The 15240-nt window shown below is 63.2% G+C and carries 16 protein-coding genes and 1 riboswitch; of the genes, 7 read left to right on the top strand and 9 right to left on the bottom strand.

The features are described from left to right. The first annotated feature begins 11 nt into the window (after positions 1-11). The gene (gene lysA, locus OPU69_RS06645) at positions 12-1268 is read left to right on the top strand and encodes a diaminopimelate decarboxylase (RefSeq protein WP_498509934.1); all 1257 of its coding nucleotides are present in this window, start codon (positions 12-14) and stop codon (positions 1266-1268) included. Next, on the top strand, positions 1265-2047 hold the full coding sequence (locus OPU69_RS06640) for a precorrin-2 dehydrogenase/sirohydrochlorin ferrochelatase family protein (RefSeq protein WP_498509932.1): 783 nt from the start codon (positions 1265-1267) through the stop codon (positions 2045-2047). Before lysA ends, OPU69_RS06640 begins: the two co-directional genes overlap by 4 nt. Here OPU69_RS06640 and OPU69_RS06635 read toward each other — a convergent pair. Beyond that, positions 2010-2438 (bottom strand): PaaI family thioesterase, encoded by a 429-nt coding sequence (locus OPU69_RS06635; protein ID WP_498509930.1) that lies wholly within the window; start codon positions 2436-2438, stop codon positions 2010-2012. The genes OPU69_RS06640 and OPU69_RS06635 overlap by 38 nt on opposite strands. A gap of 3 nt (positions 2439-2441) precedes the next feature. Then, positions 2442-2876 (bottom strand): PaaI family thioesterase, encoded by a 435-nt coding sequence (locus tag OPU69_RS06630; protein WP_060976934.1) that lies wholly within the window; start codon positions 2874-2876, stop codon positions 2442-2444. Between the two features lie 260 nt (positions 2877-3136). Between OPU69_RS06630 and OPU69_RS06625 the strand changes: the two genes are divergently transcribed. Continuing rightward, a complete protein-coding gene (locus OPU69_RS06625; RefSeq protein ID WP_498509928.1) occupies positions 3137-3595 on the top strand; it encodes a DUF2721 domain-containing protein in 459 nt (152 codons plus the stop codon). A 59-nt stretch (positions 3596-3654) separates the two neighbouring features. Here OPU69_RS06625 and OPU69_RS06620 read toward each other — a convergent pair whose 3' ends face one another. Continuing rightward, a complete protein-coding gene (locus tag OPU69_RS06620) occupies positions 3655-4308 on the bottom strand; it encodes a c-type cytochrome (protein WP_060976975.1) in 654 nt (217 codons plus the stop codon). A 237-nt stretch (positions 4309-4545) separates the two neighbouring features. Between OPU69_RS06620 and OPU69_RS06615 the strand changes: the two genes are divergently transcribed. Continuing rightward, positions 4546-5436: a prephenate dehydratase gene (locus OPU69_RS06615; protein ID WP_060976935.1), complete on the top strand. Its 891-nt coding sequence runs from the start codon at positions 4546-4548 to the stop codon at positions 5434-5436. Between the two features lie 6 nt (positions 5437-5442). Here OPU69_RS06615 and OPU69_RS06610 read toward each other — a convergent pair whose 3' ends face one another. Continuing rightward, positions 5443-6786, bottom strand: a complete 1344-nt coding sequence (locus OPU69_RS06610; protein WP_082730704.1) for a cation:proton antiporter — start codon at positions 6784-6786, stop codon at positions 5443-5445. Then, positions 6786-9590, bottom strand: coding sequence for a DNA polymerase I (gene polA / locus OPU69_RS06605; RefSeq protein WP_498510199.1), 2805 nt, complete (start codon positions 9588-9590; stop codon positions 6786-6788). Before polA ends, OPU69_RS06610 begins: the two co-directional genes overlap by 1 nt. 120 nt (positions 9591-9710) lie before the next feature. Here polA and OPU69_RS06600 point away from each other — a divergent pair, with 120 nt between their 5' ends. Continuing rightward, the gene (locus tag OPU69_RS06600) at positions 9711-9995 is read left to right on the top strand and encodes a hypothetical protein (RefSeq protein WP_060976936.1); all 285 of its coding nucleotides are present in this window, start codon (positions 9711-9713) and stop codon (positions 9993-9995) included. A 15-nt stretch (positions 9996-10010) separates the two neighbouring features. On the opposite strand, the gene OPU69_RS06595 is transcribed toward OPU69_RS06600, so the two are convergent. Together OPU69_RS06595 and OPU69_RS06590 are read right to left on the bottom strand one after the other, a co-directional pair. Beyond that, a complete protein-coding gene (locus OPU69_RS06595) occupies positions 10011-11078 on the bottom strand; it encodes an MBL fold metallo-hydrolase (protein WP_498509925.1) in 1068 nt (355 codons plus the stop codon). A 64-nt stretch (positions 11079-11142) separates the two neighbouring features. Then, the gene (locus tag OPU69_RS06590; RefSeq protein WP_498509923.1) at positions 11143-11709 is read right to left on the bottom strand and encodes a Uma2 family endonuclease; all 567 of its coding nucleotides are present in this window, start codon (positions 11707-11709) and stop codon (positions 11143-11145) included. A gap of 70 nt (positions 11710-11779) precedes the next feature. Then, a riboswitch (ZMP/ZTP riboswitch) is annotated at positions 11780-11862 on the top strand. A gap of 20 nt (positions 11863-11882) precedes the next feature. Here OPU69_RS06590 and OPU69_RS06585 point away from each other — a divergent pair. Further along, a complete protein-coding gene (locus OPU69_RS06585) occupies positions 11883-12563 on the top strand; it encodes a DJ-1/PfpI family protein (RefSeq protein ID WP_060976939.1) in 681 nt (226 codons plus the stop codon). 74 nt (positions 12564-12637) lie between these two features. Here the strand turns inward: OPU69_RS06585 and groL are convergent, their stop codons facing one another. Both groL and groES read right to left on the bottom strand, forming a co-directional pair. Further along, positions 12638-14290: a chaperonin GroEL gene (gene groL, locus OPU69_RS06580; RefSeq protein WP_060976940.1), complete on the bottom strand. Its 1653-nt coding sequence runs from the start codon at positions 14288-14290 to the stop codon at positions 12638-12640. 52 nt (positions 14291-14342) lie between these two features. Next, complete coding sequence (gene groES, locus OPU69_RS06575; protein WP_031317559.1) at positions 14343-14630, bottom strand: co-chaperone GroES; 288 nt, start codon at positions 14628-14630, stop codon at positions 14343-14345. A 288-nt stretch (positions 14631-14918) separates the two neighbouring features. On the opposite strand from groES, the gene OPU69_RS06570 reads away from it, so the two are divergent. Further along, on the top strand, positions 14919-15206 hold the full coding sequence (locus OPU69_RS06570; RefSeq protein ID WP_060976941.1) for a BufA1 family periplasmic bufferin-type metallophore: 288 nt from the start codon (positions 14919-14921) through the stop codon (positions 15204-15206). Positions 15207-15240 lie beyond the last annotated feature (34 nt).

Raw genomic sequence — 15240 nt, 5'->3', positions numbered from 1 at the left:
CCGCCTCCCTCATGGATCATTTCGCACTGGTAGACGGCGAGCTGTTTGCCGAACGCGTTCCGCTCGCGCGCATTGCCGAGGAAGTCGGTACCCCGGTCTATGTCTATTCGCGCGCCACGCTCGAGCGCCATGCCGACGTGTTCCGCGAAGGCCTGGCAGGAGTGCCGCGCAAGCATCTGGCGTTCGCGGTAAAATCCAATCCCAACCTTGCGGTGCTCAAGGTGCTCGCAGGGCGCGGCTATGGGGCGGACGTCGTTTCTGCAGGCGAGCTCGACCGCGCGCTGGCCGCTGGCATCGCTGCGCATGACATCGTGTTCTCGGGCGTCGGCAAGACCGAGACCGAGATGCGCCATGCGTTGGCCGAGGGTATCGGCCAGTTCAACATCGAATCCGAAGAGGAAGGCCGCATGCTGGCGGCAGTCGCCGCCGCGATGGGGCTGACCGCGCAAGCGACGCTGCGCATCAATCCCGATGTCGATGCCGGCACGCATGCCAAGATCTCGACCGGCAAGGCAGATAACAAGTTCGGCGTCGGCCTGCATGTCGGGCCCGGTATCTACCAGCGGCTGTCGCAGCTCCCCGGCATCGCGCTGCGCGGCGTGGCGGTGCATATCGGCAGCCAGTTGCTCAGCCTCGATCCGCTCGAAGCCGCGTTCGGCAAGATCGGCGAGCTGGTTGCGCAACTGCGGAGCCAGGGGCATACGATCACCCATGTCGATCTGGGCGGGGGCCTGGGCGTGCCTTATCAAGCCGCGACCGAACCGCCATCGCCCGCCGATTATGGCGCGCTCGTTGCCCGTGTGACGCGCGACTGGGATGCGGTTATCCAGTTCGAACCGGGCCGGGTGATTGCTGGAAATGCCGGCGTGCTGCTCACCCGCGTGATCCGTATCAAGCCCGGCATTCGCGATCCGTTCGTGGTCGTCGATGCTGCGATGAACGACCTCGCCCGGCCCGCGCTCTACGACGCGTGGCACGATTTCGAGGCCGTGCGCCCCGATGGCACCCGGATGATGGCGAATATCGTGGGGCCGGTGTGCGAGAGCGGCGATACCTTTGCGATGGGTCGCGACATCGACACCGTCAGCGACGGCGATCTGGCAATCTTCCGCACCGCCGGAGCCTATGGCGCGACCATGGCTAGCAGCTATAACAGCCGCGGCATTGTCGCCGAGGTGCTGGTCGATGGCGACCGCTTTGCCGTCGTCGCCAACCGGATCAGCCCTGCCGAGATCATGGCGGCAGAGACCGTGCCTGACTGGCTGTGAACCAGCTCCCCATCTTCGTGAACCTGCGCGGGATGCCGGTCATCCTGCTGGGCGGTGGCGAGATGGCGGATGCCAAAAGGCGGCTGATCGAACGGGCAGGGGGGCTGTGCGTCGGCGAGCACGATCGTGATGCCCGCATAGCCATCGTCGCGCTGGAGGATGAGGCCGAAGCGGTTGACGCCGTCGCTAGGCTAAAGGCGCGCGGCTTGCTCGTGAACGCCGTCGATCGCCCTGGATTGTGCGATTTTACCACGCCCGCGATCATCGACCGTGATCCGGTGCTGATTGCGATCGGCACCGGCGGCGCGTCGGCGGGGCTCGCCAAGGCGCTGCGTCAGCGTCTGGAAGCAATGCTGCCTGCGAGGCTGGGCGAACTTGCCAAGGCGCTCGATGCCGCCCGTGACGCCATCCGCCAGCGCTGGCCCGGAGGACCGGACCGCAGACGCGCGATCGATGCGGCGCTGGCACCGGGCGGCGCGCTCGATCCGCTGACCGATCAGAGCGACGATGCCGTAGAGCAGTGGATCGAACATGGCGGCCAAGGCGTCGCCTCTGGCGTCTATACCCTCGGCATTGCCTCGCCCGATCCCGACGATCTGACGCTGCGCCAGGTACGCCTGCTCGGAAGCGCCGATCTGGTGCTGCACCCTGCCGATATGCCGAGGGCCATTCTGTCGCGTGCGCGCGCCGATGCGGCGATGCGCGTCGATGATGGCGACTCTGAGGAGCCCGGCGTGGTCGTCAGGCTGGTTTGGGCGACGACAGCAGGAAATTCATGAAGATCGTGGCGATCGGCTTGGCGGGATCGTCCTGCCAGGCCTTGGCCTCGACATTGGCGACACGCCGCCCGATCCGGGTGACCTCGCCCAGCGCATATGTCCGCGCCTCGCGCCCGCCGCGCATGAAATTGATCGTTATGTTGACCGGCTTGATCCGCACTGCGGGTTCTTCCGCCGCCACCGTGACGCGCAGCGCGGCGATCGCGGCGATCTCCATCAGCCCGCTCATTGCGCCGCCGTGCAGAAAACCGGGCCGTCCCATGACCTGGGGACCATAATCGAACGCCATCACCGGCAGGCCCTTGTGGAGGTGATCGACGGTAATGCCCATCGTCTCTGCAAAAGGCGGCATGAAGCCGAGGATCGCGTTCATATCGGGATCGGTGCTCATCGCTCAGCCCAGAAAATTTTCGACGCGGATGAACGTGCCCGCAACATGCGCGACCGGATCATCGGGATCGCCATCATGCGCGATGCCCCGCACGAACGCCATCGACCGCGTGACCTTGTAGCATTCGCCGCGTCCGATCACGGACTTGCCCGGCGTGGCGGGGCGCATATAGTCGACGCGCAGATCGAGCGTCACCTGCGGGCGGAATTCGCCGATCGCGGTCCAGACCGACAGGCTGGTGGCATTGTCCATCAGGCTGATGATCGGGCCCGACGCGATCACGCCGCTTTGCACATCGCCGATCAGCCTTTCGGAATAGGGCAGCTCCATCTCTACCCAGCCAGTGCCATGCGCGCGATAGCGCATGCCGAGATGCCCACCATGGCCGAGCTTGCCCAATATGCCTTCGAAAGCACTGGGATCGAACCCGCCTGACATCGTCTCTGTCCTGGTCATATGCGGCGGCCGATTCGGGATGCGGCAGGGAGTGCGGAGGAAAGCTGTAACATGCGCTGCGGACTGTGCACGCTGCAGCGCCGAGGTCAATGGGTTACACATGCACCCCGCGACGCTGCAGCACCGCCAGCATGACGCCGCCGCATCTCCTGTCCAGCCTCAGCCGCCGGGATAAGCGATTGATGGGCGGCGTCACCCGGCTATAGTCGCGCTTCGCGAAGGGAGGGCGGGCCAGCATGTTCATGGCGGATTTTGATATCGGGCAGATCGGCAAGCTGATCCAGATCGCCATGGCCCCGGCCTTCCTGCTGCTGGCGACGGGCAATATCCTGCAGATGTTCGCCAATCGCCTTGCCCGCGTTGTCGACCGCGAACGGGTCCAGATGGCGGAATTTCATCGCACCCATGGCGAGGCGCATGTCCGCGTGGTCAACGAGCTGCGGATCCTCGATCGGCGCGCGGATATCGTCAACAAGGCGATCCTGATGGGGACATTGAGCGCGATCACGGTCGGCGTGGTGATCGCGTCGATCTTCGTGCTGTCGCTCACCGGCTATCGCTTCGGGCAGATCGTCGCTGGCGGTTTCATCCTGGCGATGGCGTTCCTGATCTCGGGGCTGGTGCTGTTCGTGCTCGAGATTCGCATGGCGATGCACACCATCCGGATCGAGGAGCGGCTGCTCAAGCTCGACGGGGAATGAAAAAGGCCCCGCCATCGCTGGCAGGGCCCCTTCAGGATTTGCAATGAACTGCGGAGTTATCAGCCGCCGGTCGGGGCAGCGACCGCACCGGCTGCGGCGGCATCGTCGGCAGCGGCTTCTGCAGCCGGATCTTCGGTCGATGCTGCGCCTTCAGCTGCCGGAGCAGCTTCGGCAGCGGGGGCTGCCGGCAGCGGCAGCGGGCTGCCCGACTGGGTGTTCATCCACGCCATCAGGTTGGCGCGGTCTTCAGCCTTGCCGAGGCCCGCAAAGCTCATCTTGGTGCCGTCGGCATAGGCTTTGGGCGAGGTGAGCCACTTGTTCATTTCCTGGAAGGTCCAGGGGCCCGACTTGCTCTTCAGCGCGTCCGAATAGGCAAAGCCCGCCACCGAAGCGTGCGGCTTGCCGAGAACGCCGTAAAGATTGGGACCGATGCCGTTGGCACCACCGCTGTTGATCGAATGGCACGACGAGCACTTGGCGAAGACCTTCTCGCCCTTGGCAGGGTCGGCGCTGGCGAGCAGGGTTTCGATCGGAACTTCAGCCGCACCGCCTTCGCCTTCGGAAGAAACGACGCCTTCGATGACATAGCCCAGCTTTTCGGGACGCTCCGGCTTGTCGGCATGGAACACCTTGCCGCTGACGATCGACAGGCCAAGGGCACAAATGCCCCCCGCAAGAACCCAACCTGCAATCGTGTTTTTGCTGTCCTGCATGCCCTGTTGCCTCATCTTTGATAGCGACGCCATGCGGCCACGGCGCCCTGAAAGGTCGTCATCCGATAAGACCAGCGATCGATCACCGGCCTTTTCGCCCTGTTGAAAGACCCCGTTGCCGCGTCGCAACAGGGCCGGTCAGCCGCCCCCTCTAATCATGGTCCGTTCGCACTGCAAGCCCCGACACGCGCGATTTCGCCTTGTCGTTACTGCTGGGCCTGCCTATGCGCCGTGCCCATGCAAAGCTACCCTGAGATCGCCCGCCAGATGGTCGAGGACATGGCCCGAATCGCCTCTGCCGAACCGGAGCGGTCGATTGCCTATCAGGGCGCGCCGGGCGCCTATTCACACATTGCCGCGCGGGCCTTTGCTCCCGACTGGCACCCGCTGCCGTGCTTCTCGTTCCAGGACGCAATGGATGCGGTGAAGGACGGCCGCGCCGCGCGCGCGATCATCCCGATCGAGAACTCGCAGCACGGGCGGGTCGCGGACATTCATTTCCTGCTGCCCGAAAGCGGCCTCACCATCGTTGCCGAATATTTCCTGCCGGTGCGTCACTGCCTGCTCGCCAAGGACGACGGACCCTATCATTCGGCGGTCAGCCATCCGCAGGCGCTGGGCCAGACGCGGCACTATTTGCGCGCGCGCGGGATCGAGCCGGTCAATTATCCCGATACCGCAGGTGCGGCGGCCTTTGTCGCCGAATCGAGCGAACCGGGACTGTGCGCGGTCGCCTCGCGGCTGGCGGGAGACGTGTTCGGCCTCAAGGTGGTCGACGAAGGCATCGAGGACGCCGCACACAACATGACGCGCTTCGTCGTGCTGGCTGCGCATCGCGACGATCCGATGCCCGATGTCGCCAAGGTGATGACGACCTTCATCTTCGAGGTGAAGAACATTCCCGCCGCGTTGTTCATGGCGCTCTCGGGCTTCGCCACCAACGGCATCAACATGACCAAGCTGGAAAGCTATATCCGCGACGGCAGCTTCGCCGCAGCGGAATTTTATGCCGATATCGAGGGAATGCCCGGCCACCCCGCAGTCGATCGCGCGCTCGAAGTGCTCGGCTATCACAGCAAATGGGTGCGCATCCTGGGCAGCTATCCGCAGGCCATGTCGCGCGAATAGGCGGTCTCAGTCGTCTTTGCCGTAGATGCGCTTGGTCAGATGGCGCATGATCGGCGTCACCGTCAGGCCGTGCAGCAGGATCGATCCGAGCACGATCAGCCCCAGGGTTTCCCATAGGGTGTGCTGCATCGGAAAATCGCCATGGTTAAGGCCGAAGGCGAGATAATAGACCGAACCCAGCCCCCGTATGCCGAAAAAGGCGATGACGAACTTTTCCAGCGGAGGCCGGTCAACTCCAATCAGCCCGAGATAGCCGATCACAGGACGGATCACCAGGAGCACCAGGGCTGCCACGAGCACATTGGTCCAGCCGATATCGCTCAGCAATTCGCCGCCGGTCAGCATCCCGCCGAACAACACCAGCAGCACCATCATCACCAACCGCTCGGTTTCGTCGGCAAAATCGTGAAGCTCGCTGTTGAACTCGTCTCCCTCGGCCGAACGCCGCAGGATCAGACCGGCGATGAACACGGCCAGAAACCCGTAACCATGCGCGAACTCGGTGAGCGCATAGATGGCGAGCGTGGCGCCCAATGCGATAAAGCCGTCGCCGGTCCGCGACAGGCGGGTGTCCTGGGGCAGGCGATAGATGATCTGGCCAAGCAGCCAGCCGCCGAACGTGCCCACCAGCGCGCCGACGCCCAGACGCCAGGCGACATCGTGCCACAGCCATTCGGCGAGCACGCCTCCAGTCAGCGAAGCGGCACTCGCGGCAAGGGCAAGGTGTACGAACGGAAAGGCGAGCGCATCGTTCAGCCCGGCTTCCGAGGTGAGCGCAAAACGGGCCTCGTCGCTGTCTTCACTATCGGGCCGCTCGATCTGAACGTCGGAGGCCAGTACCGGATCGGTGGGCGCCAGACAGGCACCCAGCAGCAGCGTAGAGGCCAGGGGCAGCCCGAGAATCCACAGCCCAGACAGGGCGATGAACAGGATGGTCAGCGGCATGACGATGGCGAGCAGCCGGATGGTCAGGTTCCACCCGCGCCAGCTCAGCGGCCTGCCGATTTTCAGCCCCGCCCCCATGAGCGAAATGATGACGATGAACTCGCTCGCCTTTTCGATCAGCACCGGCGATTCGACCGGATGCGGCGAGAATTGCGCGAGCGGCGTCCAGGCGAAGATCGCCATGCCCATACCGACAAAGATGATCGGCAAGGATAGCGGCAATTTCTTGAGCAGCAGCGGCAGCCACGCGACCAGCAACACCACGAGCCCGATCCCGAGCAACCAGAGCTTGTAATTGTCGAGCAGGAACTGTCCGATCACCGAGGTGAACATCGGATCGGCAAAGGCGGTGACGTCGAGGTCCGGGGTCTGCGGAACGATGGTCTGCCGCACAGTATCGATCATCAGTGCGCGGTCCCCCAACTCGGCCCGGTGCCGATCTCTACGCCCAAGGGTACGCTGAGCGTGACGGCCGGTTCCGCCGCATTTTCCATGACCGATCGGATCACGGCGGAGGCTGCCTCCACATCGCCTTCGGGCAGTTCAAACACCAGCTCGTCATGCACCTGCAGCAGCATGCGGACGTGACCAAGGCCAGCGGCTTCGAGCGCGGGGCCCATGCGCACCATCGCGCGCTTGATGATGTCGGCGCTGGTGCCCTGGATTGGTGCGTTGATCGCCGCGCGCTCGCTGCCCTGGCGCTCTGCCTGGTTCTTCGAGGTGATGCGCGGGAAGTGCGTCTTGCGGCCGAACAGCGTTTCGGTGAAGCCGCATTCGCGCGTGCTTTCCAGCGTCTCGGCGATATAGCGGTTGATGCCAGGAAAGCGCTGGAAATAGGTATCGATCATCGCCTGTGCCTCGTCCGCGCTGACCTCTAGCCGCCCGGCCAGGCCCCAGCGCGAGATGCCATAGAGGATCGCGAAGTTGATCGTCTTGGCGCGGCCGCGCGTGTCGCGGTTGACCTCACCGAACAGCTCCTGCGCGGTGCGGTTGTGGATGTCTTCACCCTTGGCAAAGGCATCGCGCAGCGTCTCTACATCGGCCATGTGCGCGGCGAGCCGAAGTTCGATCTGGCTATAGTCGGCCGCAAGGATGACATTGCCGGGCTCGGCAACAAAGGAATGACGGATCTGGCGGCCGATCTCGGTGCGGATCGGGATGTTCTGCAGGTTCGGTTCGGTCGAGGATAAGCGCCCGGTCTGCGCGCCGACCAGGCTGTAGCTGGTGTGCACCCGGCCCGTGTTCGGGTTGATCTGTTCCTGCAGCGCATCGGTATAGGTCGACTTGAGCTTCGACAACTGGCGCCAGTCGAGCACCTTGCGCGAGATTTCCGATCCTTCGCCCGCGAGCTTTTCAAGCACGGTGACGTCGGTCGAATAGGCGCCGGTCTTGCCCTTCTTGCCGCCCTTGAGGCCAAGCTTGTCGAACAGGATTTCCCCGAGCTGCTTGGGGCTGCCGATGGCGAAACTCTGGCCCGCAAGCTCGTGGATCTCGCTTTCCAGCGCGGTCATGCGCGTGGCGAAATCCTGGCTCAGCGCCGCGAGCTGTTCGCGATCGACCTTGATGCCGTGGCGCTCCATCCCGGCGACGACGGGGATCAGCGGGCGGTCGACATTCTGGTAGATGCGCGTTGCGCCTTCGACCGGCAAACGCGGGCGCAGCACATGCCACAGCCGCAGCGTGACATCGGCATCTTCGGCGGCGTAGCGGGTGGCATCAGCCAGCGGCACCTCGTTGAAGCCGATCTGCTTCTTGCCCGTGCCGGTGAGCGACTTGAAGCTGATGCACGTGTGCCCCAGATGCCGTTCGGCGAGCGCGTCCATGCCGTGGCCGCCGCTGCCGAATTCGTGCCCTGCATCGAGGTTGAAGCTCATCACCATCGTGTCGTCGATCGGCGAGACATGCACGCCATGGCGCGCGAGCACATTGAGATCGTATTTCAGGTTTTGGCCGATCTTGAGCACGGCGTCGTCCTCGAGCAGCGGCTTGAGCCGGGCGATCGCCTCGTCGAGCGCGATCTGCTGCGGCTTTTCGGCAAACATGTCGTTGCTGCCATGGCCGAGCGGGATGTAGCAGGCCTCGCCCGGAGCGACCGCCAGGCTCACGCCGACCAAAGCTGCCTGCATCGAATCGAGCGAATCCGTTTCGGTGTCGACCGCGACCATGCCGACAGCGCGCGCTCTGGCGATCCAGGCATCGAGCGTGTCGAGGTCCTGCACGCAGACATAATCGTCCAGGTTGATCGCGGGCATCGCAAGCGGCTGCTGCGGGATGGCATTGTCGCTGCGCGGAGCATCGTTCGCAGCGTCGGAGGGGACAGGGGCCGCATCCGCCGGGCCGCTGGCGCCAAGCTTGCGCAGCAGGCTGGTAAAGCCGTGCTTGGTGAGGAATGCGGCGAGCGGCTCGGGCGGAATGTCCTTGAGCAGGAAATCATCGAGTTCGTTGGGCAGCGGGCAATCATCCTTCAGCGTCACCAGCACCTTGCTCAGCCGCGCCATATCGGCCTGCTCGATCAGGCTGTCGCGCATCTTGGAGGACTTCATCGATGGCGCGGCGGCGAGCACGCTTTCCAGATCGCCATGCTCGACGATCAGTTTCGAGGCCGTCTTGGGGCCGATGCCGCGAATGCCCGGCACGTTGTCCACCGCATCGCCCATCAACGCGAGCACGTCGCCTAGCTGCTCGGGGGTGACACCGAATTTCTCCATCACCGCCTCGGGGCCCAGCCGCGCGTTCTTCATCGTGTCGAGCATGTCGAGCCCCGGCTGGATCAGCTGCATCAGGTCCTTGTCGGAGCTGACGATGGTGACCTTCCAGCCCTTGGCGAGCGCGTCCTTGGCATAGCTCGCGATGATGTCGTCGGCCTCGACATTGTCCTCCTCGATGCAGGGCATGGAAAAGGCGCGGGTCGCATCGCGGATCAGCGGGAATTGCGGGCGCAGATCCTCTGGCGGCTCGGGCCGGTGCGCCTTGTACTGGTCGTAGAGTTCGTTGCGGAAACTCTGCGAGCTCTTGTCGAGAATCACCGCCATATGCGTCGGCCCATCGGCCTTGTGCAGATCGTCGGCCAGCTTCCACAGCATGGTCGTGTAGCCATAAACCGCGCCCACGGGCGTGCCTTCCGGATTGGTCAGCGGCGGGAGCCGGTGATAGGCGCGGAAGATGTACGAGGAGCCGTCGACGAGATAGAGATGGTTCTGCTGTGCCATGGCGGCAGCGATAGCAGCGGCGGTGCGCAGGGTCATGCGATTTTGGAACCGCCCATGTCGTGGCGCGTAAGCGGGTCGGGGAAGGTGCCGTATCGGGCACCCTATTGAAGGAGCTATCCCATGCGAAATCTAGCCATTGCCAGCGTCAGCGCCCTCGCGCTCGGACTTGCAGCCTGCTCGGCCGAAACCGAACAGAAGGCCGATGCTGCCGCCGAAGCTGCTGGCGATGACATCGAAGCCAATGCCAACGCGGCAGGTGAAGTCATCGAGAATGCTGCCGACGATGTCGAAGCCGGTGTCGACAAGGCCGCAAAGGATCTGGATGCCGAAGCCGACAAGGCAGGCGACAAGATCGAGAAGGAATGGGACGAAGCCAAGGCCGAAGCCGAGCAGGAAGCTCAGTAATCCGACCCTTTCAGCTTACAACAGATCAGCCTGTTCGATCCGGTCGCTACCGGCGGGCAGGCTGATCCGATTTCCATCCTCGCCCATCACCACGGGGCCAGAAAAGGCCTGGGCAACACCGCGCAGGAAATAGGGGTGGAGCAGTCTCGATGGCATGCGCGGCACGATATGGGTGAAGACCAGCATCTGCGCTTTGCCCTTGCGAGCGATCGTGGCCACTGCAACCGGCGAGCTGTGATAGCCGGGAATGTCGGACATGATCTTGGCAATGCGTCTGTCGCCATGATCGGCTGCCGCTTGCGCAATCTTGCCGACCATTGCCGAGTTGAGCACTTCGTGCACCAGAACGTCGCACCCGCTGCACGCGCTTGAAACAGTCGCCGTGGGCGCAGTATCGCCGCTGATCACGACCGAGCGTCCCTTGTAATCGAAGCGATAGCCCAGCGCGGGCTCTACCGGATCGTGCTTTACCTGAAACGCGCTGATCTTCACGCCGCCGCGATTGTAGATCGGCACCGGCCTGACCGACGCGGGAACTGTCACCGCTTGCCCGCCCGCACCGCTGCGCGGCATGATGTCGGCGCCGTGATGCGCAATGCGATAGCCGTAATCAGCGGTATAGGCGGTGTCGAAACCGCCGACTACCTTGTCGACGCCTTTCGGGCCATAGATCGGCATCTGCGCCTTCCGTCCGCTGCCAGCCCAACGCAGCATCAGCACCTCGCCCAGCCCGTCGATATGATCGGAATGGAAATGCGTGAGCAGCGTCGCATCAATCTTGCCGGGCGGTATCCCAATCTGCCCTATCCGTCGCCCCGCGCCTGCACCGGCATCGACCAGGAACAGCTGCTTGCCCGCCAGCACCAGCGTGCAAGGTCCGGAACGTTGCGGGTCGGGCAGGGGGGAGCCGGTGCCGCACAGGATCACATGGAGCCCATCGGGCAGTCCGCGCGTAGCGTCTGCGCCATAGCTCGCCTTGACCGCGCGCTCGAACACGATCTCGCCCAGCCTGTCACGCGAAAGCCAGGCGAGGCCGGCGATTATCATCATGATGACCAACAGTCCGAGGACGACGCGGCGCATATACCCCTCCCGCATATTATGTCACATATAGTGACATAATATAGACCGAGCCGCCAGTGGTTTTTCAGCGGGTGAAGATGTCGGTCAAAGGAATTTCAATGTTAAGACCCGCAATCGAGATAGCCTCGTCGTCTCCATGCATTTCGTCGGTCCAAGCATTGGGACCAGTCCGCGACAACACGCGCACGCATTCCGCTTTTGGATCAACAAGAAGCACGGCCTTGACGCTCGGGATGGTGCGATATTCATCCAGCTTGAGCCCTTGATCGAGCAATGCGGTAGACGGCGAGAGGATTTCGACAATCATCACAGGGTCATTCGCCGCCTTGATTTCGTCGAACGCTTCATCCTGCTTGCCGCAAAACACGCTGAGGTCGGGATATCGGACGGAATAATCGTCGATGAGGATGGCCATGTCCGACCCGTGTACATGGCATTTCGAACCCTTGAGCGCAGTCCACAAGATCCCACCGATATTCATCTGGATACGCGAGTTTCGGTAGGACCCGCCTGCCATGTTCCGCACGACCCGGATCACGCCATTGTCGAGTTCAGCCTTGATGTCGGGACCGAAGTCGATCTCGAGAAACTGGGCTGCCGTAATGAGGCCTGGTCTGGGACTGGTTGCCATTGGACCAGTATATCCATTCGAGCGCTGATACGAAAGGCCGCTTGGCGGCGCAGTGAACAGCGGTTATCCTGCGCTCGCCCGCAACTGGCGCATCAGATGGGTCACCATCGGGGAGCGGGCGATTGTGTGTTGTCGCGCGCCTGGGCATTCTTCCAAGATGAAAGGAATGTCCTGTGACCCAAACCCCCTTCCATGTCGTGTTCGCGATCTTTGACCAGATCACCCAGCTCGATTTCACCGGGCCAGCGCAGTTTCTCTGCCGTATGCCCGGGGCGCAGGTTCATGTGGCCGCTGCGACGCTCGATCCGGTCATGACCGATGTCGGCTTTGCGATCGTTCCCACCACGACATTTGCGGATTGCCCGCAGGCCGACTTGCTCTGTGTCCCCGGCGGGCTGGGCGTCGCCCCAGCGCTCAGCGATGCGCGGCTGATCGATTTCGTCCGCAACCAGGCAGCAGAGGCGCAATGGGTGACCAGCGTATGCACCGGCGCCTTCATCCTCGGCCGCGCCGGGCTGCTCCAGGGCAGGCGGGCGACGACGCATTGGGGCTATACCGCCCTGCTTCCGATGGTCGGTGCCGTGTATAAGGACGCGCGGACGGTGTTCGACGGCAATGTCGTGACCGCAGGCGGCGTGACCTCAGGCATCGATTTCGCGCTGACGATCATTGCAGAACTGCACGGCGAAGATGTCGCCCGCTCGCTGCAGCTCAATTTCGAATATGACCCCGCGCCGCCCTTTGTCGGCGGTACGCCTGCGACCAGTCCCGAACCGATCGTCGCGATGATGCGCCAGCGCTTTTACGATGTCCGCGCTGCCGAGATGCAAGCAGCCCTGAACGCCACGGCCTGATCCAAAGAAAAAGGGCCGGAAGGTTTCCCCTCCGGCCCCGTTTCTTGCTCTGGCTTGTGGCCAGGCGGTGTGGATCAGAAATCCATGCCGCCCATGCCGCCCATGCCGCCGGGCATACCGCCCATGCCGCCGCCAGCTGCCTTGTCTTCCGGAGCGTCGCAGATCGCGGCTTCGGTGGTGATCAGCAGACCAGCGACCGAGGCAGCATCCTGCAGCGCAGCGCGCACGACCTTGGTCGGGTCGATAACGCCAGCGGCGACGAGGTTTTCATAGGTGTCGGTCGCGGCGTTGAAGCCCAGCGTCGGATCGTTGCCGTCGAGCAGCTTGCCCGAGACCACAGCACCGTCGTGACCGGCGTTCTGCGCGATCTGACGGACGGGGGCGAACAGCGCCTTGCGGATGATGTCGATACCGCGGGTCTGGTCGTCGTTCTCGCCGGTCAGGCCTTCGAGCGCCGAGGTGGCGTACAGAAGCGCCGTACCACCGCCGGGGACGATGCCTTCTTCGACGGCTGCGCGGGTTGCGTGCAGCGCATCGTCGACGCGGTCCTTCTTTTCCTTCACTTCAACTTCCGAAGCACCGCCAACCTTGATCACGGCAACGCCGCCAGCGAGCTTGGCCAGACGCTCCTGGAGCTTCTCGCGGTCGTAATCGCTGGTGGTGTTGTCGATCTGGGTGCGGATCGCTTCGACGCGAGCCTTGATCGCATCGGCTTCACCGGCGCCATCGACGATGGTGGTGTTGTCCTTGTCGATCGAGACGCGCTTGGCCTGGCCGAGCATGCCGAGCGTGACGTTCTCGAGCTTGATGCCCAGGTCTTCGCTGATCATCTCGCCCTTCGACAGGATCGCGATGTCTTCCAGCATCGCCTTGCGACGATCACCGAAGCCCGGAGCCTTTACGGCCGCGACCTTCAGGCCACCGCGGAGCTTGTTCACCACCAGGGTGGCCAGCGCTTCGCCTTCGATGTCTTCGGCGATGATCAGCAGCGGACGGCCGGTCTGGACGACGGCTTCCAGGATCGGAAGCATCGCCTGCAGGTTCGACAGCTTCTTCTCGTGGATCAGGATATAGGGGTTATCCAGTTCCACGGTCATCTTGTCGGGGTTGGTGATGAAGTACGGCGACAGATAGCCGCGATCGAACTGCATGCCTTCGACGACATCAAGTTCGAACTCGAGGCCCTTGGCTTCCTCGACGGTGATCACGCCTTCCTTGCCGACGCGCTCCATGGCTTCGGCGATCTTCTCGCCGACTTCACGGTCGCCATTGGCCGAGATGATGCCGACTTGGGCGATCTCGTTCGAACCGGCGACGTCCTTCGAGCGGCTCTTCAGGTTCTCGACGACCTTGGTGACAGCGAGGTCGATGCCCCGCTTCAGGTCCATCGGGTTCATGCCAGCGGCAACCGACTTCATGCCTTCGCGCACGATCGCCTGGGCCAGAACGGTCGCGGTGGTGGTGCCGTCACCGGCAATGTCGTTGGTCTTGGAAGCGACTTCCTTGACCATCTGCGCGCCCATGTTCTCGAACTTGTCCTTCAGTTCGATTTCCTTGGCGACGCTGACGCCGTCCTTGGTGATGCGGGGAGCGCCGAAGCTCTTGTCGATGACGACGTTGCGGCCCTTGGGGCCCAGGGTCACCTTGACGGCATCTGCCAAGATATCCACGCCGCGCAGGATGCGTTCGCGTGCGTCGCGGCCAAACTTTACGTCTTTAGCTGCCATGAGAAATGTTCCTTCTTGTCGAATTGGATCGGTGGGTCAGGGGCGAAAAAAATCAGCCCAGAATGCCCAGAATGTCGCTTTCCTTCATGATGATCCGGTCTTCGCCGTTGATCTTCACTTCGGTGCCCGACCACTTGCCGAACAGGATCTTGTCGCCGACCTTGACGTCGAGCGCGATGCGGTTGCCGGCTTCGTCACGGGTGCCTTCGCCGACGGCGATCACTTCGCCTTCCGACGGCTTTTCCTTGGCGGCGTCGGGGATAATGATCCCGCCAGCGGTCTTTTCTTCGGCTTCGATGCGGCGCACCAGAACCCGGTCGTGCAACGGACGAAATGTCATGCGTTAAGCCTTTCCTTGCGTCACTGAAATTAGTGAAACCCCCTTCGCGGCTGGCACAGGGTGTTGCGCCCGCTCTCGCGATTAGCACTCGGCTGGGGTGAGTGCTAACGAGGCGCTAGATAGCGCTCGTGTTCGAAGGGTCAAGCGATTCACGCAGGAAATTTTTTGCGGGAAGAGCGCGATCGCGGTAACCTGCGCCCAGGCTCGCACGAAAGATCGCACTGACAGACAGGCTAGACAGCCGCGCTGTCCAACTTGCCAACCCTTATTCTCTTGAAGGAACTTGCCATGTCGAACTCGATCATCACTCTGGGCGCAGCAGCTGCTGCCGTTCTGGCCGCTGCCACCATCGCAGCAACCCCTGCTGCCGCAGCCGGCGAAAAGGAAAAGTGCTACGGCGTCTCGCTAAAGGGCAAGAACGACTGCGCCGCCGGCCCGGGCACCTCGTGCGCCGGCACTTCGACCGTCGATTATCAGGGCAATGCCTGGAAATATGTCGCCAAGGGCGAGTGCGCCAAGCTGGGCGGCTCGCTGACCGCGCTCAAGGGCGCCAAGAAGCCGACCCCTCGCGGCTGATGCAACGGCACCGGGGCTGGCGGCACCCTGAGCC

The sequence above is a fragment of the Blastomonas sp. 34TW genome (assembly GCF_059803595.1).
The sequence above is the reverse complement of the archived record's forward strand: the minus strand, read 5'-3'. Positions and strand labels throughout refer to the sequence as shown.